Annotated in this window: 23 protein-coding genes; 11 read left to right on the plus strand and 12 right to left on the minus strand. The window is 71.6% G+C overall.

The genetic code is table 11. From position 1 onward, the window contains the following. Positions 1-313 precede the first annotated feature (313 nt). The 3 genes from RIC31_RS19480 (at position 314) to RIC31_RS19490 (ending at position 3,311) form a co-directional block, all read left to right on the plus strand. Complete coding sequence (locus RIC31_RS19480; RefSeq protein WP_350111653.1) at positions 314-1,339, plus strand: C4-dicarboxylate TRAP transporter substrate-binding protein; 1,026 nt, start codon at positions 314-316, stop codon at positions 1,337-1,339. Positions 1,340-1,428: 89 nt separating this feature from the next. Continuing rightward, a complete protein-coding gene (locus RIC31_RS19485) occupies positions 1,429-1,983 on the plus strand; it encodes a TRAP transporter small permease subunit (RefSeq protein ID WP_350111655.1) in 555 nt (184 codons plus the stop codon). A 14-nt stretch (positions 1,984-1,997) separates the two neighbouring features. Next, positions 1,998-3,311: a TRAP transporter large permease gene (locus RIC31_RS19490; RefSeq protein WP_350111658.1), complete on the plus strand. Its 1,314-nt coding sequence runs from the start codon at positions 1,998-2,000 to the stop codon at positions 3,309-3,311. Positions 3,312-3,317: 6 nt separating this feature from the next. On the opposite strand, the gene RIC31_RS19495 is transcribed toward RIC31_RS19490, so the two are convergent. The 5 genes from RIC31_RS19495 to RIC31_RS19515 all read right to left on the minus strand — a co-directional run bounded on the left by RIC31_RS19495 (position 3,318) and on the right by RIC31_RS19515 (position 7,505). Next, positions 3,318-3,734 (minus strand): type II toxin-antitoxin system VapC family toxin, encoded by a 417-nt coding sequence (locus RIC31_RS19495; protein WP_350111660.1) that lies wholly within the window; start codon positions 3,732-3,734, stop codon positions 3,318-3,320. Beyond that, entirely contained in the window at positions 3,734-3,979 is a 246-nt protein-coding gene (locus RIC31_RS19500) for a type II toxin-antitoxin system VapB family antitoxin (RefSeq protein ID WP_350111662.1), read from the minus strand. Before RIC31_RS19500 ends, RIC31_RS19495 begins: the two co-directional genes overlap by 1 nt. Before the next feature lie 67 nt (positions 3,980-4,046). Continuing rightward, positions 4,047-5,408 (minus strand): FAD-dependent oxidoreductase, encoded by a 1,362-nt coding sequence (locus RIC31_RS19505; protein WP_350111664.1) that lies wholly within the window; start codon positions 5,406-5,408, stop codon positions 4,047-4,049. Next, positions 5,405-6,784 (minus strand): MmgE/PrpD family protein, encoded by a 1,380-nt coding sequence (locus RIC31_RS19510; RefSeq protein ID WP_350111666.1) that lies wholly within the window; start codon positions 6,782-6,784, stop codon positions 5,405-5,407. Before RIC31_RS19510 ends, RIC31_RS19505 begins: the two co-directional genes overlap by 4 nt. Positions 6,785-6,797: 13 nt before the next feature. Then, entirely contained in the window at positions 6,798-7,505 is a 708-nt protein-coding gene (locus RIC31_RS19515) for an isochorismatase family protein (protein WP_350111668.1), read from the minus strand. Positions 7,506-7,646: 141 nt separating this feature from the next. Here RIC31_RS19515 and RIC31_RS19520 point away from each other — a divergent pair, with 141 nt between their 5' ends. Beyond that, complete coding sequence (locus RIC31_RS19520) at positions 7,647-8,543, plus strand: polysaccharide deacetylase family protein (protein ID WP_350111670.1); 897 nt, start codon at positions 7,647-7,649, stop codon at positions 8,541-8,543. 178 nt (positions 8,544-8,721) lie between these two features. On the opposite strand, the gene RIC31_RS19525 is transcribed toward RIC31_RS19520, so the two are convergent. Next, positions 8,722-10,038, minus strand: coding sequence for an amidase (locus tag RIC31_RS19525; RefSeq protein WP_350111672.1), 1,317 nt, complete (start codon positions 10,036-10,038; stop codon positions 8,722-8,724). Beyond that, positions 10,035-11,540: an amidase gene (locus tag RIC31_RS19530; protein WP_350111674.1), complete on the minus strand. Its 1,506-nt coding sequence runs from the start codon at positions 11,538-11,540 to the stop codon at positions 10,035-10,037. The genes RIC31_RS19525 and RIC31_RS19530 overlap by 4 nt, the downstream gene beginning before the upstream one ends. 142 nt (positions 11,541-11,682) lie before the next feature. Here RIC31_RS19530 and RIC31_RS19535 point away from each other — a divergent pair, with 142 nt between their 5' ends. Then, the gene (locus tag RIC31_RS19535) at positions 11,683-13,119 is read left to right on the plus strand and encodes an amidase (protein ID WP_350111676.1); all 1,437 of its coding nucleotides are present in this window, start codon (positions 11,683-11,685) and stop codon (positions 13,117-13,119) included. Positions 13,120-13,263: 144 nt separating this feature from the next. After that, a complete protein-coding gene (locus tag RIC31_RS19540) occupies positions 13,264-14,043 on the plus strand; it encodes a helix-turn-helix transcriptional regulator (protein ID WP_350111678.1) in 780 nt (259 codons plus the stop codon). A gap of 6 nt (positions 14,044-14,049) precedes the next feature. Here RIC31_RS19540 and RIC31_RS19545 read toward each other — a convergent pair whose 3' ends face one another. The 3 genes from RIC31_RS19545 to RIC31_RS19555 all read right to left on the minus strand — a co-directional run bounded on the left by RIC31_RS19545 (position 14,050) and on the right by RIC31_RS19555 (position 17,102). Continuing rightward, on the minus strand, positions 14,050-15,033 hold the full coding sequence (locus tag RIC31_RS19545) for a DUF808 domain-containing protein (RefSeq protein ID WP_350111680.1): 984 nt from the start codon (positions 15,031-15,033) through the stop codon (positions 14,050-14,052). 91 nt (positions 15,034-15,124) lie between these two features. Further along, complete coding sequence (locus RIC31_RS19550) at positions 15,125-16,186, minus strand: glycosyltransferase family protein (protein ID WP_350111682.1); 1,062 nt, start codon at positions 16,184-16,186, stop codon at positions 15,125-15,127. A 10-nt stretch (positions 16,187-16,196) separates the two neighbouring features. Further along, the gene (locus RIC31_RS19555; RefSeq protein ID WP_350111684.1) at positions 16,197-17,102 is read right to left on the minus strand and encodes a LysR substrate-binding domain-containing protein; all 906 of its coding nucleotides are present in this window, start codon (positions 17,100-17,102) and stop codon (positions 16,197-16,199) included. Between the two features lie 119 nt (positions 17,103-17,221). Here RIC31_RS19555 and RIC31_RS19560 point away from each other — a divergent pair, with 119 nt between their 5' ends. Continuing rightward, positions 17,222-18,385 (plus strand): NAD(P)/FAD-dependent oxidoreductase, encoded by a 1,164-nt coding sequence (locus tag RIC31_RS19560; RefSeq protein WP_350111686.1) that lies wholly within the window; start codon positions 17,222-17,224, stop codon positions 18,383-18,385. A 198-nt stretch (positions 18,386-18,583) separates the two neighbouring features. On the opposite strand, the gene RIC31_RS19565 is transcribed toward RIC31_RS19560, so the two are convergent. Next, positions 18,584-19,192: a pyridoxamine 5'-phosphate oxidase family protein gene (locus tag RIC31_RS19565; protein WP_350111688.1), complete on the minus strand. Its 609-nt coding sequence runs from the start codon at positions 19,190-19,192 to the stop codon at positions 18,584-18,586. 110 nt (positions 19,193-19,302) lie between these two features. Here RIC31_RS19565 and RIC31_RS19570 point away from each other — a divergent pair, with 110 nt between their 5' ends. The 4 genes from RIC31_RS19570 to RIC31_RS19585 are packed head-to-tail and all read left to right on the plus strand — an operon-like array spanning position 19,303 to position 23,287. Beyond that, on the plus strand, positions 19,303-20,442 hold the full coding sequence (locus tag RIC31_RS19570) for a C45 family autoproteolytic acyltransferase/hydrolase (RefSeq protein WP_350111690.1): 1,140 nt from the start codon (positions 19,303-19,305) through the stop codon (positions 20,440-20,442). 14 nt (positions 20,443-20,456) lie between these two features. Beyond that, the gene (locus RIC31_RS19575; RefSeq protein WP_350111692.1) at positions 20,457-20,963 is read left to right on the plus strand and encodes a cupin; all 507 of its coding nucleotides are present in this window, start codon (positions 20,457-20,459) and stop codon (positions 20,961-20,963) included. A 40-nt stretch (positions 20,964-21,003) separates the two neighbouring features. Further along, on the plus strand, positions 21,004-22,419 hold the full coding sequence (locus tag RIC31_RS19580; protein ID WP_350111694.1) for an amidase family protein: 1,416 nt from the start codon (positions 21,004-21,006) through the stop codon (positions 22,417-22,419). A gap of 43 nt (positions 22,420-22,462) precedes the next feature. Next, positions 22,463-23,287 (plus strand): SDR family NAD(P)-dependent oxidoreductase, encoded by an 825-nt coding sequence (locus RIC31_RS19585; RefSeq protein WP_350111696.1) that lies wholly within the window; start codon positions 22,463-22,465, stop codon positions 23,285-23,287. 7 nt (positions 23,288-23,294) lie between these two features. On the opposite strand, the gene RIC31_RS19590 is transcribed toward RIC31_RS19585, so the two are convergent. Then, entirely contained in the window at positions 23,295-24,089 is a 795-nt protein-coding gene (locus RIC31_RS19590; RefSeq protein ID WP_350111698.1) for a DUF2189 domain-containing protein, read from the minus strand. Positions 24,090-24,258 lie beyond the last annotated feature (169 nt).

Genomic DNA, 24,258 nt, shown 5'->3' on the forward strand with positions numbered 1-24,258 from the left:
GTTTCGAGGCCCTGCAATGCGTTGACAGCAGGCCGCCGCACCGCAAAAATGTCAACAGTTGACCGATTGTCCGGCCGGCTCGAGCGAAAGCTCCGCTTGGCCGAATGCGGTTTACCGCCCATCATGCCGCGGGGTGACGGAACGGAAGGTGCAGGGCTTCGACCGCTTCGCCGGCCGCCTATCCAGGCGGAAAAGCGGCCCGCTCCCTCGGGACACGATCCCACGGAAAGCGGCCGTCCGCCCCGGAAAGCCGGTCGTCGACCACCGCGGGACAAGAAACAGGCTGAGCGTCCACGGGGAACGGAGGTATCCAATGAACAAACCAATGCGAATGCTGGTGCAGGCAGCGGTCGTGCTGACGACGCTGACTGCCGCCGCGTCGGCCCATGCCGAGGCCGAGTTCAAGCTGCGCTGGGGTCACTATCTCGGGAACAGCAAGTTCCTCGTCCCCGAGCAGAACTTCGCCAAGGCGATCGAGGAGCGGACCAAGGGCCGCGTGACCATCGAGATCACCTATTCCGGAGGCCTCGGCAAGGGCAACGAGCTGCTGCCCCTCGCCGGACGGGGCGCCATCGACATGGCCTCGGTGGTGCCGGGCTACTATGCCGACCAGCTGCGGTTCTGGAAGGCGTTCCAGATCCCGTTCGTGTTCAACTCGTCCAAGCAGGCGATCGAGGTCTCGATCGCGTCCTACAAGGACCTGCCGATGTTCAAGGCGGAGCTGGACAAGATGAACGTCCGGTTCCTGTTCCACCAGCCGCTCGGCGAGTACTACCTGACCGGCCCGTCGCCGGACTGCGACACGGTCGAAGGCCTGAAGGGCAAGAAGGTGCGCAGCTTCGGCGCCGACATCCCGAAGGTGCAGAGCGCGATCGGCGCGGTCCCGGTGACCATCGGGGTCGGCGACATCTACGAGGGCCTGCAGCGCGGGTCGCTGGACTACTCGTTCATCAACCCGGGCAACATCCTGGCCACCAAGATCTACGAGCCGGGCAAGTACAGCTGCGGCCCGATCATGTCGATCGCCGGCCACCTGATCGTCATCGGCAACCGCAGCTGGGACAAGCTGCCGAAGGACATCCAGGAGATCTTCCTCGACCAGGCGGCGAAGAGCCAGGCCGAGTACATCCCGTTCCTGGACAAGGTCGAGAGCGAGGCCAAGGCCGAGATCGAGTCGAAGGGAGGCATCTTCAAGCCGTTCCCGGCGGCCGAGATGGCCAAGTGGCGCGCGGCTGCTCCCGACGTCCTGGCCGGCTGGGTCGAGGACATGAAGGGCAAGGGCCAGGGCGACGAAGCCGCCATGGTCGCCAAGCGCTGGCGTGAGATGACCGCGAACTGACGCGGTCCGGCCAACCTGATCGCCCGCCCGGCCCCACCGTTTCGGGGCCCGGGCGGGCGATTGTCGATTTTGGGGGACCGCGGTCGGCGATGCGGAGCATCTCGAAGATCCTGGAACGGCTTGCCCTCGGCGTCCTGATGGTCGGCGGCCTGGGCATGCTGCTGTCGATGTTCCTCGGCACCGCCGACGTGGTGGGCACCCAGATGCTCGGCCAGCCGGTGCCGGGCGCGCGCGAGATCACCGAGAGCACGATGGTGCTGATCGTGTTCGGCGCCCTCACCTACGGCCAGATCCGGCGCAGCCATATCCGGGTCGAGTTGCTGTATACCCGGCTGCCGCCGCGCGGCCGCGCCGGGCTCGACATCCTGGCCGACCTGTGCGGCCTGCTGTTCTTCGGCCTGCTGCTCTGGCAGGCGATCAACGAAGCGCAGTTCAGCATCCAGATCGAAGAGGCGACCGATGGCCTGATCCGCTTCCCGCTGTATCCGGCACGGATCATCCTGGCGACCGGCACCGGGTTGCTGATCGTCCGGCTCGCGCTCGACGTGATCGTCGACCTCGGCCACCTGATCGCCGGGACCGAAGCCGAGAAGCTGGTCGACCCGATCTATGCCGATCTCGTCGAATCCAAGTCGGACAGGTAGTGGAGAGGTAGGCGGTGCTCGATCCAGTCACCACCGGCATCCTGGTCGGGGCCGTGCTGTTCACCCTGCTGGCGCTCGGGGTGCACATCGGCATCTCGCTCGGGCTCGGCGGCATCCTCGGGATCTATCTGGCCATCGGGCCGGACGCCGCCTGGGCGCAGCTGGCGACGATCCCGTTCAGCACCACGAACTCCTTCGACCTGGCGGTGATTCCGCTGTTCATCCTGATGGGGTCCCTGGCCACCCAGGCATCGCTGACCACCGACCTGTACCGGGCCGCCTACAACTGGCTGGGGCGCCTGCCCGGCGGCCTGGCGATCGCCACCACGATGGCCTCTGCGGCATTCGGCGCGGCCTGCGGCTCGACCATCGTCAACGCCGCGATCTTCACGCGCATGGCGATGCCGGAGATGGTCCGGTTCGGCTACGACAAGCGCCTCAGTGCCGGCTGCATCGCCGCCGCCGGCACCCTGGCGTCGCTGATCCCGCCCAGCATCCTGATGGTGATCTACGCGATCATCACCGAGCAGTCGATCGCCCAGCTGCTGATGGCGGGACTGCTGCCCGGCCTGCTGTCGGCCGCCGTGTTCATCGCCGGGATCGTCGCGATCGCCAAGTGGAAGCCGGAACTGTGCCCGCGGCCCGACATCCGGATCGCCTGGAAGGATCGCTGGGAGTCCCTGACCCATGTCTGGGGCATCGGCTTCCTGTTCGTGCTGGTGATCGGCGGCATCTATTTCGGCTGGTTCATCCCGACCTATGCCGGCGCCATCGGCGCGTTCGGTGCCTTCCTGATCGTTCTCGGCAAGCGCCGGCTGTCGGTCGGCGGCATGGTCGACACCTTCCGGGACGCCGGCACCACCACCACGGTGATCTTCATCATCGTGATCGGCGGCATGCTGTTCGCCCGGTTCCTGACCTACACCGGGCTGATCACCACGATCTCGGACGCCATGCTGGCGATGCAGCTGTCGCCCTACCTGTACCTCGCCTGCTTCGCGGTGCTGTACCTGATCCTCGGCATGTTCGTGGAGCCGATCGCCATCATGGTGATGACCCTGCCGGTGATGTTCCCGATCCTGGTGGGGGCCGGCTTCGACCCGATCTGGCTGGGGGTGATCTCGGTCAAGCTGGCCGAGATCTCGCTGCTCACGCCGCCGGTCGGCCTGAACGTCTACGTGGTCCGCTCCTCGTCGCCGGTCCCCCTGACGCTGGAGGAGGTATTCGCCGGCGTGACCCCGTTCGTGCTGATGGACATGGTCACCCTCGGCCTGCTGATCGCCTTCCCGGCGATCTCGCTCTTCCTGCCGGGGCTGATGAGCTACTGAGGACCGTCAGGCGAGGTCGGTGCGGGCGAAGTCGTCACCCTTGTAGATCAGGGCCACGCCGAGCGCCTTCGCGCAGGCATAGGCGAAGCAGTCCCCGAAATTGAGATCGGCCGGGTGGCCGACAGCCTTGCCGTAGGCCCGGCACGCTTCCACCGCCAGCCTGCCGATCTCAGGCGACACCGCCATCTCGGTCGCGTCCAGGTCCTCGACGAAGGCGTCGACGGCGCCTTGTGCCTGCCGCAACAGGTCCGGGGTCGGTCTGCCGACGCCCGACTTCAGCCGGTCGAGGCCGGCGACCGCCTCGAACTTCACCAGCGGCGAGACCCAAAGCGGCCCATCGGCGGAAGCCAGCCGCTTCTCGATCTCCTGGTAGCCCGGCTCGCGCCCCAGGATGGCGACAATCGCCGACGCGTCGACGAACATCAGGAATCGCCCCACAGCTCGTCGGTATAGGCCTTCATGTCGAACGCCCGATCCCCGCTGCCCATGGCATCGGCCATGGCCTTCGAGCGGGCCAGCCGCTCCCGCAACGGCAACGCCCGCCGCGCCGCCGCCAGCTGGGCCTGCAGGGCGCTACGCACCGCCTCGGTCTTGGTGCGGGCCTTGGTGACCCTGCGCACCTCCTCCGCCAGAGCGTCGACCTCGGAATCGCGGATGTACAAGGCCATTATGAGATATCCCATGGGAATATCTTTATATCATATAGGAATATTCCAGACGAACAAGGGAGCGTCCCTACCGCCGCGCGCGCACCTCTTCCGCCGCCCTGAGCCCGGCGATCCGACCGAGCCCGAGCGCCGTCAGCAGGCCGTTGCCGCTGGCATATCCCCCGGCCCCCTCACGCCCGCTGATCCCGGCCGCCGCCCCGCCGCCGGCGAACAGGTTCGGCACCGGAGTGCCGTCGGGCCGCAGCACGCGGGCGTGGTCGTCGACCATCAGGCCGCCCTGGGTGTGGAACAGCCCCGGCTTCACCTTGACGATCCCGAGTTCGCCAGTGAGCGGCGCCAGGTTGAAATGCGTGCGGCCGAACGGGTCATCCCGCCGGCCGGCGGCGGCGGCGTTGTAGGCCGCCACGGTCGCCGCCAGACCGGCCGGGTCGACGCCGGCCGCCGTCGCCACCGCCTCGGCGGTGCCGCCCCAGCGCACACCCCCCATCGCCGCCATCTCGGCGTACTCTTCCTCGAGCATGGCGACGTCGTGGATCCGGCGGTCGTAGACCGCCCAGGCGAATTCCCCCTGCCCCATCACCACCGGGGCATAGCCGGAGTAGCCGGCGTCCTCGTTGCCGAACCGCCGGCCGTCGGCGCCGACCAGGATCCCGCCCTTCTCGACCGTGGTCCAGGACAGCAGGCTGCCCTGCGGGTAGGCGACGGCGGCATAACCCTGGTAGGCCGCCATGTTGCCGAGGGCGGCCCCGACCCGCTCGCCCCAGCGCACCGCCTCGCCGGTGCTGCCGCGGGCACCGAAATACTCGGCCCCGGCGATCTCCGGGCACCAGCGCCGCACCAGGTCGCGGTCGCCGGCGAAGCCGTTGGTGGACAGCAGCAGCTTGCCGGCCCGGATCGGCTCGCCGCCGATGCGCGCGCCGACCACGGCGCCGTCCTCGACCAGCAGATCCTCGACCGGGTTGCCGACCGCCAGCGGGATGCCGCGCTCGGCGACGAACCGCAGCAGGTCGTCGACCAAGTCCTGGCCGCGCCGCGAGTTCGGGGCGTGCAGGCGCGGCACCGAATGGCCGACATGCCGATACTCCGTGATCAGCCGCATGCGCGCGCCCAGCCCGTCGATCAGCCATTCGACCAGCGGCGCCGACTGCGCGGCCATCAGCCGGGTCAGCGGGTCGGCGTCGTGCGGCCCGGCGACCGCCTGCAGGTCGGCGACCATGCGGTCGGGCGAATCCTCGATCCCGGCCTCGCGCTGGTAGCGGCTGCCGGCCCCCGGCACCGAGCCGGTGCTGAGCGACGAGTTGCCGCCCGGCCGGTCGAGCTTCTCGACGACCGCCACCTGGATGCCCGCGTCGTGGGCGGCGATCGCCGCCGCCAAGCCGCAGGCCCCGGCGCCGACCACCAGCAGGTCGGTATCGGTCCCACCGCTCATCGGGTCGTCTCCGCCACCATGCGGTCCCAGGGCGTGGCGAGCAGCTCCGGGTCCAGGTCGAGCAGCCGTAGCAGCACCGGCGCCATCCGGGGATAGGGCTTCTCCACGATGCCGGCGATCTTGGCGCGGATCTCCTCCGGCGCGAACGGCCGGTCCGGCCCGCCGCGGGCGCTCAGGCACTCCTCGGTCACCCGGGTGCCGTCGGCGGCCTCGACCGTGACCCGCGCCGGCCGGTCGTTCGGCCAGGCCGGTTCCGGCTCGAAGACGCCGATGCTGACCTTCTCGCGCAGCGCCGAGACCGCCGGGTCGGCCAGGGTCGAGGCATGGAACGCCTCTGCCCCGGCGTGGCCGTGCGCGGCGGTCGAGGCCAGGATGTGCTGCATCGAGAACTTCGAGGCGAGCGTCGTCGCCGGCCGGGCGTTGTCCAGCTTGCGGCCGCGCCAGTGGGTGTCGATGTGGATACGGCGGATGCCGGCGGCGGCGCCCGGCAGCCGGTCCAGCGCGCCGAGCATCGCCTCGACCGCGGAATGGGCGTACTGGCAGCAGGCGTGCAGCTTGTGATAGCCGTCGGCCAGCGCCCAGGCACCGCCCAGTTCGTCGGTCAGTTCCTGCGGGTGGCAGTCGCCGGCAAAGGCGGCGGCGTAGACGTCGTGCAGGCTCTCGGGCCGGCCGGCGATGCCGATTTCGGCCCAGTCGACCGCCCGCATCCCGGCCCAGGCGCCGACGCCCGGCCAGACGTTGCGGACCAGAGCGCCCTGGACGGTGTGATTGAACGGCCCCGGCACCACCATGGTTGCGGCCGAGCCGATCGCCGCCGCCGCGGTCGCCGCCGGCAGCCGGCGCAGCGCCGCCACCGTCGCCGCCGCGCCGACGGCGGCCAGGCTGCCGTGCGGATGCAGGGTCAGGGTCTGCCAGGTGAAGGCGCGGGCCACCCTGGCGGCGGTCTCGTAGCCGATCGCCAGCGCCCGCAGCAGGTCCTCGCCGGTCGCGCCGGTCGCCTCGGCCTCGGCCAGCAGTGCCGGCACGCAGTACAGCCCGGCATGGCAGATCACCCGGCGATAGCCCTCGTCGAGTTCGCACCAGTCGGCGGCGCTGCCGTTGGCGGTGGCGGCGGAATAGCGGTCCAGGCGCTGGCCGCGCGCGTTGAACACGGTGGCCTCGGGCCGGCCGGACGAGCGCGCCATGCCGTCGTGCAGGGCGATAAGCTCGGGCTCGTCGCGGGCGGCGACGATCGCCGCCAGGTCGTCGGCCAGCACCACCGCGGCGCGCCGCCGGATCGCCTCGGGAATGTCGGTCCAGCGCAGGGCCGCGGACCATTCCGTCAGGGCGGACAGCCCGGTGGCGATCCGGGCCGCGTCGTCGCCCGCCCCGCTCATTCGCCCGCCCCGCTCATTCGCCGGCCGCGCGGGCCGGGCCGGCGACCGCCTTGCGCAGTGCCGCGATGGCGTCGGCGGTCGGCATGACGTCGGCGTATTTGGCGTTCATGTCGAACAGGTTGGCGGCATGCGAGGTCGGGCTGCGGTCGTAGACGCATTCCTGCGGCACCACGACCTTGAAGTTGTAGGCGAAGGCGTCGCTGACCGACGACCGCACGCAGCCGCTGGTGGTGCAGCCGGTGACGAACAGGGTGTCGGCGCCGAGATCGATCAGGTGGCTGACCAGCGGCGTGCCGAAGAACGCGCTGGGGTGCTTCTTCGGCAGCAGCACGTCGCCCTTCACCGGCGCCACCTGCTCGACGAACGCGTAGCCCCGCTGGTCGATGGTCATGATCGACGGCACCTTCTCGGCCAGCCGGCCGGAATCGGTGTCGGCGTTCTTCGGCGCCACATGCGGGTACAGCACCGGCAGGCCCAGGCGCCGGAACTCGGCGAGCAGCGGCGCGATGTGGTCGACCGCCGCCCAGCCGTCCTCGCCGCAGGACGTGGGATACTCCTTGATCGCCTCCCAGTAGGGCAGCCGCTCGGTGCCGACGGTGCGGTACTGGACGTCGATGATCAGCAGGGCCGGGCGCGATCCGATGCCGCCCGAGCGGCCGAAGCCGGCGGCCTCGTAGCGACGCTCCTCCTCCTCGCTGATGACGCTGCTCCACGGGCGCATGGCGACCTCCCAGACGACGGCAACGGACGGCGGAAACGGCCTGCAGAATTGTCGACAGTTGACGGGCCGTCCGGCGCCTTGTCAAGATGCCGGAGGCGCCGTGGGGCGCCGTTTTCCAGCCTCCCGCCGGTGGACAGAACCATGCAGCTGCCGAAGCACGACCGCTATGACTACGTGCCGCTGAGCCGGCGTCCGGACTACGCCTGGCCGGACGGCAAGCGCCTCGCCGTGTGCTTCTGCAACAACATCGAGACCTTCGGCTTCCTGTCCGGCCTGGGCAGCGACAGTGCCAGCCTGACCGCCCCGCAGACCACCCGGAACTACGCCTGGCGCGACTACGGCAACCGCGTCGGCCAGTGGTACCTGTTCGACCTGCTGGACGAGATGCAGGTGCCGGCCTCGCACAACCTGAACTCGCTGCTGCTGGACGAGTGCCCGGAGATCGGCGAGCGCATCCGGGCGCGCGGCGACGAGGCGGTCGGCCACGGCCGCACCAACGCCGAGCGCCAGGACGTGCTGGACGAGGCCGGCGAAAGGCAGCTGATCGAGGACACCAGCGCCGGCATCGCCCGGCACATGGGCGGCGTGCGTCCGACCGGCTGGCTCGGCCCCTACCTGGCGCAGACCCCGGTCACCCTCGACCTGCTGAAGGAGGCCGGCTACGACTACGTCATGGACTGGCCGGCCGACGACCAGCCGTTCTGGATGCGCACCCGCTCCGGCCCGATCCTGTCGGTCCCCTACTCGATCGAGCTGAACGACTCGCCGGCCCTGGTGTTCCGCCAGCAGGCGGCCCGCGACTTCGAGGACATGATCGTCGACCAGTTCGACGAGATGCTGCTGCAGTCGGCCAAGTGGCCGCTGGTGTTCACCGTGGTGCTGCACCCGTTCATCATCGGCCAGCCGTTCCGGCTGCGCGGCCTGCGCCGCGCGATGGAGCGGATTCTGGCGAAGCGCGACCAGCTCTGGGTCACCACGCCCGGCGAGATCGCGAAGTACTGCGCGAGCCTGCCGGCGGGAGTCGTCCCGGGATCGTGAGGCCCGACGGACCTTCCGGGCGCGACGCTCCGTGGCTCCGGCTCCGTCCCGCCTCCGGCGATCCGGTCCGGAATGACGTCGGGGTGGGGTGCGCCGTCTTCTCCTTCTTGTCGTCATTCCGGACGGACGAGCCGCCCCGGCGCGGCCGAGCCGGAACCCACCGGCCGGCAGGCTCGATTCACCCCGGCACCCTGACCTTCCCGAACCGCGGGTCGACCACCCGCGCCACCGCGTCCGCCGCCGCCAGCAACGCGCCGTCGGCGTGGCGGAAGCCGATCAGCTGGACCGCCAGCGGCAGGCCGTTCGGGCCGTCGCCCGCCGGGATCGACACCACCGGGGTATGCAGCAGCGTCCACAGCGCGTTCAGCAGCGGGCTGCCGGTGTGATCCGGGGCGACCGGGTCGGCCTCGCCGGTCGCAGCCAGCGACAGCACCACGTCGACGTCGCGGTAGTAGGCCTCGAACGCGACCCGCGACTGGGCGGCGTGGTCGAGGGCGGCGCGCAGCCCGGCCGGGGTGATGCCCTTGCGGTTCTCGACATGGGCGCGCAGCCGATCGTTCAGGCCGTCGCCGTGGACCCGGTAGGTCGGCAGGAACGCCGCCCGCCCCTCGCCGCCCATGATGGTTTCCTTGGTGGCATTCAGGTCGCCCATCGACGGCGGCAGCTCGCGCTCGACGACGATCGCCCCGGCCGCTTCGATCGCGCGGACGGCGGCGTCCAGGGCGGCGTGCGCCGCCTCCGAGGCGAGATCGGCATAGGGCGAACGGCACAGCGCGACCCGCAGCCCCTGCAGCGGTCGCGGCGGCTCGACCGGCAGGTCCAGCACCCCGGCGACCAACGCCAGGTCGGCCACGCTGCGGGCGTACCAGCCGATGGTGTCGAGCGTGGCCGAGTACAGCTTGGCGCCCTCCCGGCTGACCGCGCCCCAGGTCGGCTTCAGGGCGTAGCAGCCGCAATAGGCCGCCGGCCGGATCACCGAGCCGCCGGTCTGGGTCCCGAAGCTCACCGGTACCTGCAGGTCGGCGACCGCCGCCCCGGAACCGCTGGACGAGCCGCCGGCGGTACGCGCCGGGTCGTGCGGGTTGCGGGTCGCCGGCAGGTTGCCGGCGGCGGCGAACTCCACGGTGTCGGTCTTGCCCAGCGGGATCGCCCCGGCGGCCCGCAGCACCGCCACGCAGCCGGCGTCGTCGGCCGCCACCCGGTCGCGGTGCAGCGGCGAGTTGTGGGTGCAGGGCAGCCCGGCCACGTCGATCACGTCCTTCACCCCGAACGGCACGCCGTGCAGCGGCCCGCGCAGCCGGCCGGCGGCGCGCTCGGCATCCCGGTCCGCCGCGGCGGCCAGGGCGCCGTCGCGGTCGAGGTGCAGCCAGGCGCGCACCGCGTCGTCGCGCGCGGCGATGCGGTCCAGGCAGGCGGTCACCAGGGCGACGGCGGTCAGCCGGCCGTCGGCCATCGCCTGCGCGGCCTCGGTCGCGGTCAGGGTCTCGGCGGTCATCGCCATGTCTCCTTCGGATCGAACACCAGGGCGGACCCGAGACGGTCGGGCAGCGGTCGCGGGATCCGGCCGACGCTCTCGGCCATGCCGGCGGCAAGCCGACCGGCCCGCCCGTCGCGGGACGGCGCGGCCGGCGGCCGGGCATTGGGTCCGGCGCCGGCCGGCGGATCGGTCGGCCGCCGCCCGGCGAAGCCGCTGTCGGCCTCAAGGGCCGCCGCGATCCGGACCAGCAGGGCCTCCGCGAACGGCCGGGTCGCCAGTTGCATGCCGACCGGCAGGCCGGCGCCGTCGAGGCCGGTCGACAGTACCAGTGACGGCTGGCCGGAGAGGCTGAACGGGGTCATCGCGGAGTCGCCGGTGAACCCGGCGCATCCGGTCTCGTCGTCCAGCCGCGGGGCCGGCGCCATGGTCCCGGCGCACAGCATCGCGTCGCAGCCTTCCATGGCGGCGACCAGGGTTCCCACCAGGGCGCGGCGCCAGCGCAGCGCGTCGAGATAGTCGGCGGCGCCCAGCCCTGCCGCTGCCTCCAGCTTGTCGCGCAGCGCGGTCCCGAGGGTCTCCGGCTCGGCCAGCCGGCCGCGGTGGATGGCGTGGCTCTCGGCGGCGTTGACGATGCGGCCGCAGGCCCGGAAGTCGCGCAGGCCGGCGGCGACCCGCCGGTCCACGATCTCGGCGCCGAGCGACGACAGCGAGCGGGCGGCGCGCTCGAACGCCTCGGCGACCGCCGGAACGGCGACCGGATCGGTGTCGTGGAACGACCGGACGACCGCGACCCGCAGGCCGTCGAGCCGGCCGGGCGCCGCCGCACCGGCGACCGGGGCCGCCCGGCCGACGACATCGAGCACCAGTGCCGCGTCGGCGACCGTGCGGGCCAGCGGTCCGACATGGTCCTGCGACGGGCAGTTCGGCAGCATGCCGTCGCGCGGCACCAGATCGTAGGTCGCCTTCAGCCCGACCAGGCCGCAGGCGGCGGCCGGCAGCCGGACCGACCCGCCGGTGTCGGTCCCGATGGCGAACGGCACCATGCCGGCGGCGACCGCGCAGCCGGCGCCGGTGCTGGATCCGCCGGTGAAGTGGTCGGGGTTCCAGGGGTTGCGGGCCAGCGGTGCCGGCAGGTCGTCGAACACCGCGCCGGTACCGGTGCCGTACTCGTAGGTGTTCAGCTTGCCGACCAGGATCGCCCCGGCATCGCGCAGCCGGTGATGTACCTCGGCCTCGGTCCCGTCGTCGACGGGCGGACGCCGGGACGCGGCAAGCGTCGGCAGCTCGCGGGTGAACAGGATGTCCTTCAGGCCGTAGGGGATGCCGTGCAGCGGCCCGCGCGACCGGCCCGCCGCCAGCTCCCGGTCGGCCCTGTCGGCCGCCGCCCGCGCGCCGCCGGCGTCGAGCGCGACCCACGCCCCCAGCACCGGGTCGAGCGTTTCGATCCGCGCCAGGCACGCCTCGACGAGCGCACGCGCGGTCAGCCGGCCGGCGGCGATCGCCTGACCGGCCTCCTGCACGGAAAGCCAGTTGTCGTCGGACAGGATCGATCTCCCGAGCGGAAGACGGGCGGTTGGACTGGCATGGGAGTGCGCCGGCGCCGCGGTGTCAAGACAAGCGCTCCTGGCGCTATCATCCTCGAAATATCCGAGGGAGGGTGGAATGAACGGAACCGGAGAGGCCGTCTGGCAATGGAGCGCGACCGTGGTCGCCGAGGCGGTGCGGCGGCGAAAGGTCTCCGCGGTCGACGTGACGACGGCGGTCCTGGACCGGATCGCGTCGGCCGACGCCACCGTGAACGCCTTTGCGCTGGTCGACGCCGACGGCGCGCTGGCGGCGGCCCGGGCGGTCGACGCCGCAGTCGCCGCCGGCCGGGACCCCGGCGCGCTCGCCGGCGTGCCGTTCTCGGTCAAGGACCTGGTCCCGACCGCCGGGATCGAGACCGCCTACGGTTCGCACGTCATGGCCGGCAACGTGCCGGACCGCGACGCCGAGGCGGTGGCGAGGCTGCGGCGGGCCGGGGCGATCCTGCTGGGCAAGTCCACCACCCCGGAGTTCGGCCACAAGGCCCTCACCAACAGCCCGCGCTACGGTTTCACCCGCAACCCCTGGGACACCGCCCGGTCGCCGGGCGGGTCGAGCGGCGGCGGGGCGGTGGCGGTCGCGGCCGGCATGGGGCCGCTCGCCGTGACCACCGACGGGGCCGGCTCGTCGCGCATTCCGGCCAGCGCCTGCGGGGTGCTGGGCCTGAAGCCGACGCTCGGCCGGATCCCCAACGAGACCGCGGTCGAGCAGTTCTCGAACTTCATCAACATCGGCCTGGCCAGCCGCACGGTCGCCGACCTGGCCGTCGCTCTCACCACGACGAGTGGGCCCTGCCCCGGGGACCCGTGGTCGATCGCGGTGTCGCCGGCGGTCTTCGCGGCCTCGGACGATCCGCGACAGGGCCTGCGCGGCCTGCGGGTCCTGGCGTTCCGGCACATGGGCAACCCGCTGGTCGACCGCGGCGTCGAGCGGCTGTTCGACGACCAACTGGCAAGGCTGGAGAAGGCCGGGGCCACCCTCGCCGACGGCCCGGCGGATTTCGAGTGGGCGAAGCCGGCCCAGTTCGCCGCCATGCGCGCCTACCAGCGGGCCCGGCTCGACCGCTTCCTGGAGACCGACCGCGACCGGCTGGATCCGTCGCTGGTGCGGGCCCTCGAAGAGGGGCGCCGCCAGGACCTGCTGGCGGTGCAGGCGGCCCCGGCCGAGCGGTCGGCGCTGTTCCACCGGGTACAGGCGCTGTTCGCCCGGCACGACCTGATCGTCACCCCGACGGTCTCGGCCCCGCCGCCTCCCTACGACCACGGCCAGGAAGACCCGATGGAGATCAACGGCGAGCCCGCCGGGCCGATCCGCGCGAACTGGTACGGCTACACCGGCACCTTCAACCACACCGGCCATCCGGCGATCAGCATCCCGATGGGCTTCACCGCCGACGGCCTGCCGGCCGGCTTCCAGGCGGTCGGCCGATGGTTCGACGAACAGCGTCTGATCGACCTGGCGGCCGGTTTCGAACAGGCCGCACCCTGGGCCGGATACTGGCCGGACCTGCCGTGAGCAGCCGGCCGCCGGGCCGCTAAGTCCCTCAGTTCAGGGCGCAACCTTGCCGAAGCATTGCCAACTTGTAATAATAAACGCCTCGCAAATCCGACACCTCGACTCCTCATAGGAATGAGTAGACGAGACGATCGGAGAAGACCGATGGCTGAGCTGAAAGAGTTGGGCGGGCACAGCACAGCGCGCGTCCGGCATTGGGGAGCGAAACTGTGCCTGGCCGAGAGTGAAGGAGAGTCGCGGCAGATCCTGAGCCAGGCCTATCTTGACCTGGGATTCACCTCGGTCGCCACGGTGCGGCGCGACGCGGCAGCCGGCGCCTCGGTGCTCTGGCACAGTGTCGACGCCCACGAACGCTCGATGGAGGACCCGCTGACCACGGCCCTGCAGGAGACGCTGAGCGGCCTCGATCCGCTGCTCAACCGCTGGATCATGCGGCAGGACCGGATGCTGTCGCAGGACGACCTTCTGGAGCAGGACGGCCCGGCGTTCCAGGGCCTGATGGACCTTCCGGTGACGGTCGGCGACGCCGCCTGGCGCACGCTGATCTCGGTCCCGCACCGCATCGGCAGCCGATGCTTCAGTGTCGACGCGGCCAGCGCGCGCCCGTTCGTGTCGCAGGCCGAGCGCCTCGACGACGCCCGGTTCCTGGCCCAGCTGTTCTTCGCCACCCAGACCGCGACCTGGAGCGAACCCGACTGCCGGCGCGACCAGCGCGCCCAGCTCCAGCCCAAGCAGGTCGAGTGTCTGCGCTGGGCGGCCGCCGGCAAGGCCTATCACGACATCGCGGACATTATCGGGATCAGCCCGCGCACCGTCCGCTTCCACCTGGACAGCGCCCGGGCCCGCTACGGCTACGCGACGATCACCCAGACGATCGTGCAGGCCGCCAAGGATTTCGATCTCGACCCGCTGGACGCCCGGTAGGGAGGATCAGCGGACCAGGGACGAAAGCCGGGTCCACAACGGCACCACCAGCTTCCCGACCACCGGGATCAGCGCGCCGCCGAGCCCCAGCCCGACCAGGCCGGAGCCGGCGGCGCCGACGATCCAGTGCACCGCATCGGCAGCGGCCGGAACCCGCAGCGCAGCGCCGGCGGCGACAGTCTCGATCGCATGCGCCGGCCAGGGCACGCCGAGTTCCTCCAGCCCGTGCACCACGATGCCGCCGCCGACCCAGACCATCGCGGCGGTCCCGACAGTGGCCAGCAGCTGCAGAAAGGCAGGCATTCCCAGCACGATCCCGCGCCCGACCGCCCGCGAGACCCGGCCGGGCAGCGTCGGCGCGGCATAGCGCCCGAGCGCGACGCCGGCATCGTCGGCCTTCACGATCACCGCCACCACGCCGTATACGCCGATCGTGATGCCGGTCCCGACCACGGCCAGCACCGTGGCCTGGGTCCAGAACCCGGCGTCCGGCACTGCCGACAGGGTGATCGCCATGATCTCGGCGGACAGGATGAAGTCGGTCCGGATGGCGCCCGCGACCCGCGCGTCCTCCATCGCTGCGGCGTCCAGGAGCCGCTCGACGGGTTCGTCCGGACCGGGAGCGCCGTGGTGTGGAACCAGGGCCTCGTAGACCTTCTCGGCCCCCTCGAAGCAGAGATAGGCCCCGCCCAGCATGAGCAGCGGCGTGATCGCCCAGGGTGCGAAGAAGCCGAGCGCGAGCGCCGCCGGCAACAGGACCAGCAGCTTGTTGCGCAACGAGCCGACCGCGATCCGGCCGACGATCGGCAATTCGCGCTCGGCCGCGAAACCCACGACATAGCGCGGTGTCACGGCGGCGTCGTCGATCACCACCCCGGCCGACTTGGCGCTGGCCCGGGCGGTATGCGCCGCGACGTCGTCGATCGATGCGGCGGCGGCCTTGGTCAGGGCCGCGACGTCGTCGAGAAGCGCGATTAGTCCGGAACTCACGGGGCGGCCTCGGCGGCTGGTCGGGGTTCATCGCCGGTCCGCGGACGGTGGTCGGTCGGCGGGCGCATTCTATGGGATGCGTGGCGGCGGGTCACGCGAGCTCGCCGTCCCGGCCCGCCTTGAACTGCCGGTGGACGTCGCTCAGGGCCCGGAACCAGAACCGCGCGAGAATCGCCGGATGGTGGGTCTCGGCCACGTATCGGCGGGCGTCGCGCAGCGCCCGCCCGACTGCCGCCGGGTTGTCGACCGCCCACTTTATCCCGTCGACCACGGAGCCGTGCATCAGACCGAAGCGGGCGAACGCGGGATACCCGTCGACGTCTTCCGAAATCGCCACCCGGCCTTGCCACAAAGCCTGTACGAGGCGCACCGGAGAGCGCCCCGAGTATGACACGCTGTCGTCATACGGAATGACCACGATGTCGGCTTGCTCCATCGTCGCGTTGAAGGCATCGAACGACCAAGGCTCGGCCCGAATCCCGAGGCCCGGCCAGGAGGAGTCGAGGATGTGCCGCAGGACCGGGTTGACCGGGTCCATGTTGGTCATGATCGCCAGTTCGATCGGACGTCGTTCCGCCAGCCAGGCGAGTGCCGGCAGGCGATCCGCCAAGGTCCCGATCTTGTGCTGCCAGCCGTACCAGAACAGCCGCAGCGGTCCGTCGGCCCGCGGCAGGCGGACCGGCCGGGGCGCCCCCTCAACGGCATCGGGCACCACGTGGATCGGGGTTGCGGTCCGGGCCGCCAGCCGCTCGGCCAGGGACCGGGTCGGGACCGTGATGCCGTGGGCGCGCTGCGCGTTCTCCCACGCGTAGCCGAGAACACCGACGAACCCCGTGACGTCGTCGCATATGTCGGTGACGACGCATTTGCCGGCGTCGAGCAGCGCCGACACATAGCGCCGGTGGTCCTCCAACGCCTGATAGATCACGTAGACGTCCGCGTCGAAGAACGACCCGTCGGCCATTCGCTTGGGAACATTCTGACTCTCGACGAGCTTCAGCACCGGTCCCAGCGCGCCGAGATGCTGGGCGATCTCCAGGCAGCGGACGCGGATTCCCGCCTCCTTCCAGCGCCGGTTCCCGACCGAACCGTCATTCGCAGCGGACAGGATTCCGGTGATCCGGAGCGGCCTGTCGGTTTGCCCCTCAGCCATCGCGCAGTGCTCAGGCGGCCGGTCGCGCCGGGGCGTGCGCGGTCTCGTCGGCCAGTTCGGTCAGCCAGCGCTCCAGCCGGCGGGAAGCCGCGGTCGGCGGCGTGTCGCCCGCCCGGCAGAGATAGTAGGCCGCGCCGGTCGGCTCGGCATCGCCGAACGGCGCGACCAGGGCGCCGCGCGCCAGCCGCTCGTCGACCATCGGCCGCCGGCCGAGCGCCAGACCGTGTCCGCCCTCGGCGACCTGCAGGGCCTGCTCCTGGGCGTCCATGGTGACGGCGCCGGCAAGACTGGGCGGCTCCATCCCGCGGGCCCGCGCCCATTCCTCCCATTCGTCGGGGAACGAGGCCGTGACGATCAACCGGGCCCGGTAGAAGCCGGCGATCGGCTCGGCGCCGCCGGCAAACGCCGGATAGTCGGGTGCGCAGACCGGCATCGCCGCCTCCTCCAGCAGGAACGCGGCGTCCAGCCCCGGCCAGGCGCCCTTGCCGTGCCGGATCGCCAGGTCGACCTGATCGCGCCGCAGATCGACAACCCTCGTGGTGGTGACCAGTTGCAGGTCGATCGTCGGATGCGACCGCTCGAAGGCGCCCAGTTTCGGGATCAGCCAGGTCGCGGCGAGCGACGGCGGCAGGGTCAGGCGGACCACGCCCCGCCCGGCCGGCCGCAGCATCGCCTCTGTGGCGCCCTGGATCTGACGGATCGCCGGGTCGATCTGCTCGAGATACTGGCGGCCGGCGGCGGTCAGCCGAACCCCGTTGCCCGAGCGATCGAACAGCGCGGTCCGCAGGAAGTCCTCGAGCCGGCGGACCTGGTGGCTAATCGCCGATTCCGTGATGCCGAGCGACTCGCCGGCATCGCGGAACCGGCCGTGCAGCGCGGCGGCATGGAACGCCCGCAGGGCGGCGAACGGCGGCATCGGAGTCCTCGGCTCGGTCATGCTCCGACGGTGGCAGCCACGTGAAGGGAATTCAAGTGCCGACCGGGCGGCCGGCAGCGACTCTTGCGGCCTCGGAAGCACGGGGACGGCAGGCATCGATGGCGTGGGACGTGTGCATCGTCGGCGGCGGGATCATGGGTCTCAGCACCGCCGTGTTCCTCAAGCGTCTCGATCCCGGCCTGTCGGTGTGCGTCGTGGAGCCCGACCCGACCTACGCCTTCGCGTCGACCACCCTGGCGGCCGGCGGCGCGCGCCGGTTGTTCTCGCGGCCCGAGAACATCGAGATGTCGAACTACAGCATCGACTTCCTGAAGCGTTTCGGCGCCGAGATGGCGGTCGACGGCGACGCCCCCGACGTCGGCTGGCGCGAGGAAGGCTACCTGTTCCTGGTGCCGCCGGCCGCGGTCGCCATGCTGGAGGCCAATGTCCGGCTCCAGGAAAGCCTGGGCGTCGAGGTGGTGCTGATGGACGCCACCGAGCTCAAGCGCCGCTACCCCTCGATGACGGTCGACGACGTCGGTGCCGCCGAACTGTCCCCGCGCGACGGCTGGTGCGATCCGAGCAGCGTGCTGCAGGGGTTCCGGCGCATGGCCCGGACGCTCGGTGTGGCGTTCGTGCAGGACCGCGTCGTCGGCCTCGAGGAGACCGGCGGCCGGGTGCGGCGGGCGATACTGCAAGCCGGCGAACCGCTGGTCGCCGACCGTTTCGTGATCGCCGCCGGTGCCTGGTCGGCCCCGGTCGCGGCGTCGATCGGCATGACCCTGCCGATCTCGCCGATGCGGCGCTTCGAGCATTTCTTCGACACCCGAACGCCGATCGAGCCCCTGCCCTTCGTGAAGGACCTGGCGCGCCTGGCATTCCGGCCCGAGGGCACCGGCTACACCGGCACGGTGGTCAACTCCGACGAGCCGCGCGGCGTCAACTTCGACCCCGACCCGACGCATTTCGAGGCGATGGTCTGGCCTGCCCTGGCGCACCGCTTCCCGGCCTTCGAGGCGACCAGGTGCATCCGCTCCTGGGCCGGGCTGTACGAGGTGTGCGAGCTCGACGGCAACCCGGTGATCGGCAACTGGCGGGACCGCCATCCCAACGTCCACGTGATCGCCGGATTCTCCGGCCACGGCCTGATGCACGCCCCCGCCGCCGGCCGCGGCATCGCCGAGCTGGTCGTCCATGGCGAGTTCCGCAGCATCGACCTCGGCCGGCTCGGCTACGACCGCGTGCTGCGGAACGAGCCCTATGCGGAACTCGGAATCCTGTAGCCGGGCCATGTGCGCCCGTCGCCCCGTGGGTTCCGGCTCCGTCCCGCCTTCGGCGGCCCGGTCCGGAATGACGTCAAGGAGGGAGGTGCCGCGAGATGGGCAGGATGGGGCAGGTGCTGGCGTTCCGCACTCCACCCCCTGACGTCATCCCGGAGCGCGTCGCCCCAAGCGGCGCGCATCCGGGACCCAGCCGCCGCCTCAGTACAGCCGCGTCGTGTACGCCTCCTCCAGGCGCTTGTCGGCCTCGTCGGCGTCGATTCCGGCGACCTGGTCGGCGATGATCCGGCCGAGCGACGGGAACCCGCCCTTCTCGATCTGCGTGTCCGGGTCCCACAGCTTGGCCCGGATCAGCGCGCGGCCGCAGTGGAAGTAGACCTGCCGGATCGTCACCTCCATGGCCGAGGCCGGCACCTGGCCGCGCACCGCCATCGGCTCCAGCAGCGCCGGATCGGTGACGATCCGGGCGGTACCGTTGGCCCGCAGGGTCTCGGCCACGCCCGGCACGAAGAACAGCAAGCCGACCTCCGGGTCGGCGACCACGTTGCCCAGGGTGTCGAGCAGGTTGTTGCCCTTGCGATCGGGGATCAGCACGGTGTTGTCGTCGACCACCCGGACGAAACCGGGCCCGTCGCCGCGCGGCGAGCAGTCGGCGCCGCCCGGCCCGCGCGAGGCGACCACCAGGAACGGGCTGAGCGCGATGAAGGCGCGGGCGTGCCCGTCCAGCCTCGGCATCAGCTTCTTCGAAGCGGCCTCGCCGGGCTCTGCATAGGTGGTGCGCAAGTCGTCGCTGGTGTCGATGACGCTCATTCCGGTCTCCTTCGGCACGGCAGTGGTGCGGACGGTCGCTGCGACTGCGGCGATGCCACGTCCCGGACGAGTTGCTAAGGTCCATTCGGACTTTCCACGTGAGGACAATCATGGTCGAGCCCTGCCCGCTCATCGACGTCTCCGGTCCGCCGCGCGAACGCGGCCGCCAGTATGGAGCCCAGGCCGCTGGCCGGATCGCCAAGGGCGTGTCGCACTACAGCGACCAGCTGCGGGGGATGGGCCTCGGCTGGCCGGAGATCCGGGCGCTGGTCGACGACTACCTGCCGGTGATCGAGCGGTTCGAGCCGGCCTATGTCGACGAGATGCGCGGCATCGCCGAAGGTGCGGGGGTGCCGTTCGAGCAGATCGCGCTGCTGAACGCCCGCACCGAGATCCTGAAGCTGGGATCGCGCCCCGACCTGCGCGCCCGGCTGGCGGCGGCCGAAGACCCGGACGGCTGCACCGGCGTGGTCGCCCTGCCCGGCGCCACCGCCGACGGCCGGCTGATCCACGCCCAGAACTGGGACTGGAAGGCGGAATGCGCCGAGACCGCGGTGGTGCTGCGGATCCGGCGCGACGACTGCCCGGACATCCTGACCTTCACCGAGGCCGGCGGGCTGGCGCGCTGCGGGCTGAACGCCGCCGGCATCGCGATCACCGCCAACTACCTGGAATCCGACCGCGACTACTGTCAGATCGGGGTGCCGCTGGCGCTGATCCGCCGCAAGGTGCTGGAGAGCGAGCATCTGGCGCTCGCCATGCGCGCGGTCTACGCCACCCCGAAGTCGCCGTCGAACAACATGATCGTCAGCCATGCCGGCGGCGTCGCCATCGATTTCGAGTGCGCGCCGGACGAGACCTTCCAGGTGCATCCCCGGGACGGCCTGCTGGTCCATGCCAACCACTGGCAGAGCCCGGTCGCGCTGGCGAAGCTGAAGGACACCGGGATCGCCAGCACGCCCGACAGCCTGTACCGCGACATCCGGGTGCGCGACCTGCTGGCGCCCGCCATCGGCTCCATCGACACCGATGCGGTGAAGACGGCGCTGTTCGACGACTTCGCCTCGCCCTGGTCCGTGTGCCGGCCGCCGCGGCCGTCGCTGACCACCAACCTCAGCGCCACCGTCGCGATGATCGTGATGCAGCCGGAACTCGGCCGCATGGAGGTGGCGATGCTGCCGGCCCTGAACCGGACATTCCGGACCTTCGAGCTGTCCGGCGCCGCCGTCGATTCGGCGGCCGCCGAATAGCGGGAGAGAGCGCCATGGCCGATCACCGCGTGGACGCGCATCTGATACCGCCCGGCGGCGGCCTGCCCAACAACCCGCGGCTGCCGCTGCTTGTCTATCGGGGCGTGCTCGACCTCGCCGGCGACGCGGCCGGCCGGTGCGAGACGCTGTTCGCCGGCCACGGCTGGGGCGGCGCCTGGCGCAACGGCATCTTCGGCTACGACCACTTCCACGCCACGATGCACGAGGTGCTGGGGATCGTGCGCGGCCGGGCCCGGGTGCGGTTCGGCGGCGACGGCGGCCCGGAGGCTGAGGTCGCGGCCGGCGACGTGGTGGTCATCCCGGCCGGGGTCGGGCACCGCAACCTCGGCGCCAGCGGCGACTTCCTGGTGATCGGCGCCTACCCGGGCGGCGGCTATCCCGACACCAGCACCGATCCGGGGCCGGACGCCGCCGCCCGGGTGGCCCAGGTGCCGGTTCCCGACCAGGACCCGGTATACGGCCCGGCCGGGCCGCTCATCGAGCGATGGACGCCGGCATGACGCCGACCGCCCATCGACCATCAGCCAGCAGGGAGAGACCATGACCGCCGAGCCGTTGTGGAGCCTCGACGCCGTCGCCCTCGCCGACCGCATCCGCCGCCGGGAGGTCTCGGCCCGCGAGGTGGTCGACGCCCATCTCGACCGCATGGACGCCGTCAACCCGAGGCTGAACGCCGTGGTCCTGGCGCTGCCCGAACAGGCCCGGGCCGCGGCCGACGCCGCCGACGCCGCGCTGGCAAGGGGCGACGCCGCCGGACCGCTGCACGGCGTGCCGGTCACCATCAAGGTCAACACCGACCAGGCCGGCTGCCCGACCGACAACGGCGTCGTCGCGCTCAAGGACCTGGTCGCCGAGCGCGACAGCCCGACCGTCGCCAACCTGCGCAAGGCCGGCGCCATCGTCATCGGCCGCACCAACACGCCCTGCCTGTCGATGCGCTGGCTGACCGACAACAGCCTGCACGGCGCCACCCTGAACCCCTGGGACCCGTCCCGCACGCCCGGGGGGTCGAGCGGCGGTGCCGCCTCCGCCACCGCCGCCGGGATCGCCCCGATCAACCAGGGCAACGACATCGCCGGCTCGGTCCGCTACCCGGCCTATTGCTGCGGCGTGGTCGGGCTGCGGCCGAGCTACGGCCGGGTGCCGGCACGCAACTACTCCAGCCCGAAACCGCGGCCGATCAGCGCCCAGCTGATGGCGGTGCAGGGACCGCTGACCCGCACCGTGCGCGACGCCCGGCTGGCGCTGCGGGTGCTGGCGGCGGGCGACCCGGGCGACGCGCGCTGGGTCGACGCCCCGCTGGAGGGCCCGCCGCCCCCTGCGCCGGTGCGCGTAGCGCTGGTGGCGAACCCGGCGGGGCGCGGCGCCGATCCGGCGATCCAGGACTCGGTCCGCCAGGCCGGCGGCTGGCTGGCCGAGGCCGGCTATGCGGTCGAAGAGATCGAGCCGCCGCGTCTCGGCGAGGCCGCCGACCTGTGGGCCAGGATGGCGATGGCCGACACCATCCGGTCGCTGGACACGGCGGTCGAGCAGATGGGAGACGACGGCATCCGCCGGGCGATCGCGCTCTGGCACGCGGTCATGCCGCAGTGCGGCCCGCAGGACACCCTGGACGCGCTGATGGAACGCGACGCCATGCTGCAGGACTGGCAGGCGTTCATGGAGCGCTTTCCGGTCATCGTCATGCCGAACTCCAGCGAGCCGGCCTTCAGGGTCGACGAGGACCTGGTCGACGTCGAGACCACGCGCCGGATGATCGCCGCCCAGCTGCCGCAGCTGGCGATCCCGGTGCTGGGGCTGCCGGGGCTGTCGGTGCCGACCGGGCTGCACGAGGGAATCCCCATGGGCGTGCAGATCGTCGCCGGCCGGTTCCGCGAGGACCTGTGCCTGGCGGCCGGCGAGGCCATCGAGGCACGCGCCGGGATGACCGGGCCGATCGATCCGAAGATCGCCTGACCGCACGGTCGGCGGCGACGACGACACCAGGGAGGAAGAACGGATGGCTGGACAGCAGCGGGTCGCGCTGATCACGGGCGGCGGCGGCGGGATCGGCGGCGCCATGTGCGCCGCGGTCTCCGCCGGCGGGGCGAAGGTCGCGGTGGTCGACCGCGACGAGGCAACGGCCCGCCGGGTCGCGGACGGGATCGGCGGCAGCGCGGTGGCGATTGCCGCCGACGTCTCGACCGAGGACGGCTGCGCCGCCGCGGTCGCCGCCGTCGAGCAGGCGCTCGGCCCGGTCGACATCCTGGTCAACAACGCCGGCATCGGGCTGAGCGCGCTGCGCCCGGACGGCGAGCGCAACCTGCCGGACCTCCAGGAGGTGACGCCGGAGATCTTCGACCGGTTCATCGCCGTGAACCTGCGCGGGCCGTTCCTGATGACCCGGCTGGTCACGCCCGGCATGAAGCGGCGCGGCTGGGGCCGGGTGGTGAACAACACCACCAGCTTCTTCACCATGCTGCGGACCTTTCCCTACGGCGCCCTGAAGGCCTCGCTGGAGGCCGCCTCCGCGGTGTGGGCGGCCGAGCTCGACGGCAGCGGCGTGACGGTCAACGTGCTGGTGCCCGGCGGCCCGACCGACACCGCCTTCATCGCCGACGGCAGCGGCATGGACCGCGGCACCATGCTGAAGCCGGCGGTAATGGGTCCGCCCGCGGCGTGGCTGGCCTCGACCGCCTCCGACGGGTTCACCGGCCGGCGCATCGTCGCCGCGTTCTGGGATCCGGCCCTCGCCGACCATCGGGCGGTCGCCGAGGCGGCCTCGCCGATCGGCTGGCCCGACCTGGCGCAGTCGACGCGGGTGTGGCCGAAGGAGTCGACCTAGGACAGCCTCACCTCTGCGAGATCAGGCGCCCGTAGAGGTGCCAGGTCGTGTGGCCCAGGAACGGGAACACGAAGATCACGCCGAGCAGGGCGGGGACGACGGCGGCGAGCGTCAGCGCGCCGACCGCCGCGCCCCAGCCCAGCATGACCACCGGGCTCGCGAGAACGGTCTGCACGCTGGTGATCATGGCGGTCACGAAATCGACGTCCCGGTCCAGGAGCAGCGGCATCGCGATCACCGTGACCGAATAGAGGACCGTCGCCAGGAACGCCCCGACCAGGGTGCCGATCAGCAGGAACGACGCCCCGCCGGAGGTCGTGAACACGCCGACCAGCAGGTCCTCGAGCGAGCGGAAGTGCCTGTAGTGGATCGTCAGGGCCAGCACGAGCCGGATCTGGTAGGCCCAGATCCAGAAGACGAACAGCACGACGAACGACATCCAGCGGAACTCGCGCCGCTGCTGCGTGAAGATCACCAGGAAGATGTCGGACGCCGAGAACCCCTCGCCGCGCCCGAGCCGCCGCGACATCTCGTACAGTCCGGCGGCCAGGAAGGGCGCGACGAGCGGGAACCCGACCGCCACCGCGATCGCGATCCAGATCTGGTCGAACACCACCAGCCCGGCGATCAGCAGCGCCCCCAGCAGGGCGTAGACCAGGCCGAAGAACAGGCTGAGCCCGGGACGTGCGACCATGTCGCGCAGGCCGGCGCGCGCGGCGGCCTTCAGGTCCTCGAGCGTGGCGGTGCGAACGGCGAGACGGATCGGCGAGGCGTCATCGCCCTGGCCTTGGTTCGCTGCCATGTCCTTCCACCTCCCCGGAGACCTCCCGGTCGATTGTGGACGCGGAGTCCGCCCGGCCGTCACTGATTCACATCAATTGGCCGGAGCGCCATGACCAGGACCATCCGCCTCGTCCGTCGTCGCCTGACGTGGACATCGGGGCGCATCTTGAATTCAATATCTTTGCCGA

This window comes from Thalassobaculum sp. (assembly GCF_040219615.1).
GTDB lineage: Bacteria > Pseudomonadota > Alphaproteobacteria > Thalassobaculales > Thalassobaculaceae > Thalassobaculum_A.